Annotated in this window: 2 protein-coding genes; both read right to left on the bottom strand. The window is 51.9% G+C overall.

Translation table 11 applies throughout. The features are described 5' to 3' along the window. Positions 1 to 19 precede the first annotated feature (19 nt). Complete coding sequence (gene typA, locus A918_RS0102085; RefSeq protein ID WP_022709449.1) at positions 20 to 1,837, bottom strand: translational GTPase TypA; 1,818 nt, start codon at positions 1,835 to 1,837, stop codon at positions 20 to 22. 222 nt (positions 1,838 to 2,059) lie between these two features. Then, on the bottom strand, positions 2,060 to 3,435 hold a 1,376-nt coding region (gene mgtE, locus A918_RS0102080), incomplete at its 5' end, for a magnesium transporter (protein WP_022709448.1).

Here is a 3,435-nt window from a genome sequence, read left to right as displayed (position 1 = left end):
TTTTTCTTTTTAAGCAAGATTACATGCCTTTGGACTTCGAGAAACGCTTGCGTTCATTCGGATCCAGATAGAGTTTACGCAGACGGATGGATTTTGGTGTTACTTCCATCAGTTCGTCATCCTGAATCCAGGACAGAGCGCGTTCCAGAGTCATGCGGATCGGCGGGGTCAGCTTAACAGCTTCATCCTTACCGGATGCACGCATGTTGGTCAGCTTCTTGCCTTTCAGCACGTTGACTTCCAGATCGTTGTCACGGGTATGAATACCAACGATCATGCCCTGATAAACTTTGGTACCGGCATCGATAATCATCGGGCCGCGGTCTTCAAGGTTGAACATTGCATAGGCAACCGATTCGCCCTGATCATTGGAGATCAGCACGCCGTTGTTACGTCCGCCGATTTCGCCTTTGTGCTGCTGATATTCGTGGAACAGACGGTTCATGATCGCTGTACCGCGTGTGTCAGTCATCAGTTCAGACTGGTAACCGATCAGACCGCGGGTCGGTGCAAAGAATACCAGACGAACGCGGTTGCCACCGGATGGACGCAGCTCAACCATTTCCGCTTTGCGTTCAGACATTTTCTGAACAACAGTACCGGAATATTCTTCGTCAACGTCGATAACGACTTCTTCTACCGGTTCCAGCAGATTGCCGTCTTCGTCTTTGTGCATCACAACGCGCGGACGGGAAATGCTCAGCTCGAAGCCTTCACGACGCATGTTTTCGATGAGAACAGCAAGCTGCAATTCACCGCGACCGGAAACATAGAACGAATCTTTGTCTTCGGATTCTTCGATACGCAGAGCAACCGAACCTTCAGCTTCTTTCAGCAGACGGTCGCGGATAACACGGCTGGTAACTTTGTCACCTTCGGTGCCGGCCAGCGGGCTGTCATTCACGATGAAGGACATGGTAACGGTCGGCGGATCAATCGGCTGAGCCTTCATGGCTTCGTTGATTGAAGGATCACAGAATGTGTCAGCCACGGTGCCTTTGGAAAGACCGGCAATAGCAACGATATCGCCTGCCACACCTTCTTCAATTGCAGTACGTTCCAGACCACGGAAAGCAAGAATCTTGGAAATACGACCGTTTTCCAGCAGCTTACCGTCCTGACCGAGCACTTTAACCGACTGGTTCGGCTTCAAAGTACCGGAATGGATACGACCGGTAATAATGCGGCCGAGGAACGGATCAGATTCCAGAATGGTGCCGATCATCGAAAACGGACCTTCAGCAACCTTTGGTGCCGGAACGTGCTTGACGATCAGATCGTAAAGCGGAGCCAGACCCTGATCGCTTGGACCTTCCGGGTTTTCTGCCATCCAGCCGTTACGGCCTGAACCGTAAAGGATCGGGAAGTCGAGCTGTTCGTCAGTCGCATCGAGCGCTGCGAACATGTCGAAAACTTCGTTGATGACTTCTTCATGACGGCCATCCGGACGGTCGATCTTGTTGATCGCAACGATAGGACGCAGGCCGAGCTTCAGGGCTTTACCGACTACGAATTTGGTCTGAGGCATCGGGCCTTCAGCGGAGTCAACGAGAACAACAACACCGTCAACCATCGAAAGGATACGCTCAACCTCACCGCCGAAGTCGGCGTGGCCCGGAGTATCAACGATATTGATGCGTGTATCTTTCCAGACAGCGGAAGTTGCCTTGGCAAGAATGGTGATGCCGCGCTCGCGCTCGATATCACCGGAGTCCATCATGCGTTCGGTAACGCGTTGATTGTCGCGGAATACACCGGACTGTTTCAGAAGTTCGTCAACCAGGGTCGTTTTGCCGTGGTCAACGTGTGCGATGATCGCGATGTTGCGCAATTGCATTGAGTTATCACTCTGAATAGGGGGTTGGGACGCTTAAGGATATCCCTCGTGAACGCCGCAGATAATGGGGCGCTCTTACAGGTTTTTCGCCAATTTTAAAAGGGGGCGGGCTGATTTTAGCATATTGCATATCTCATTGCTGCTGTGCACTGATTGCATAAAAAGCCTGACGGACATTTTTAGCATAAGAAAAAGGCCGGAAAATTCCGGCCTGTTCCGAGCTTAAAGCAGTGTTCCGGTGAGGAAAATAACCGCAACACTGAAATAGATGACCAAGCCCATAACATCGACAAGTGTGGCCACAAAAGGTGCAGAGGCGCTGGCCGGATCAAGACCGAGACGCTGCAGAACAAACGGCAGCATCGAGCCGGAGAGAGAGCCGAACAGCACAATGCCAATCAGTGCAACGCCAATGGTAATGCCGATCAGCACCCAATGCTCACCGTAATCATAGAGGCCGGTTTTCTGCCAGATTGCAATACGGACAAAGCCGATCACACCCAGCATGGAGCCCAGCGCCAGACCTGTTGGTATTTCACGCAGAGCCACACGCCACCAGTCACCGAGTTTGAGATCCTGCAATGCTAAGGCACGGATCAGCAGGGATGTGGCCTGCGAGCCGGAATTACCGCCGGAGCTCATAATCAGCGGAATGAACAGTGCCAGAACGATGGCTTTTTCCAGTTCCACTTCAAAATGCTGCATGGCACTGGCCGTCAGCATTTCACTTAAAAACAGAATGCAAAGCCAGCCGCCGCGTTTACGCAGCATTTCGAAGAAGCTGATTTGCATATAAGGCTTTGTGAAAGCCTCCATACCACCGAATTTATAGGCATCTTCCGAAGTTTCTTCGGTCATGGCGTCCAGCACATCGTCCACGGTGACAATGCCGATCAGGTGGTGCTGTTCGTCCACAACAGGAATTGCCAGAAGATCGTGCTTGCGGAACAGACGTGCGACTTCTTCCTGATCCATCATTGGCGGAATTGTCAGCGGTTCCTGATCACGGCCGACTTCTGCAATACCGGCTTGCGGATTGGCGGTGATGAGACGGCGCAGTGATACCACATGCTGTAAAATGCGGGTTTCCGGATTTTCAACATAGATGGCATAGACCGTTTCACGGGAGCGCTCGACCTGCCGGATATGAGCTAAAGTCTGTTCGACTGTCCATGTGGATGGCACAGCGATAAATTCCGTTGTCATCAGACCACCGGCGGTATCGGCCGGATAGCCCATCAGTTTTTTCAGTGCGGTTTTGGTTTCCGGCGAAAGAACTGAAAACAGACGGTTGCGGGACGGCCAGTCCAGATCATGGAAAATGTCTGTTGCACGGTCTGCAGACATGCCGTTCAGGATCTCTGCAGCGCGTCCGTTATCCAGACTGTCAATGATTTGGTCTGCATAATGCAGTTCCGGCTGATCCAGAAAAAGAACAGCCTGTTCGGTTGAAATGCTGCGGAATAAAGTGACCTGATCGTCGAGATCAAGCTCGTTAATCAGTTCAACAGCATCACCTGTACGCAATTGGCCGATCTGCTCGAGCAGCGCGGAGATTGCAAGATTCGTTGTATCGAGAGCAGCACGGAAGGGGGCAT

It is taken from the genome of Pseudochrobactrum sp. AO18b, assembly GCF_000409565.1.
Classification (GTDB): Bacteria; Pseudomonadota; Alphaproteobacteria; order Rhizobiales; family Rhizobiaceae; genus Pseudochrobactrum; species Pseudochrobactrum saccharolyticum.
The sequence above is the reverse complement of the archived record's forward strand: the minus strand, read 5'-3'. Positions and strand labels throughout refer to the sequence as shown.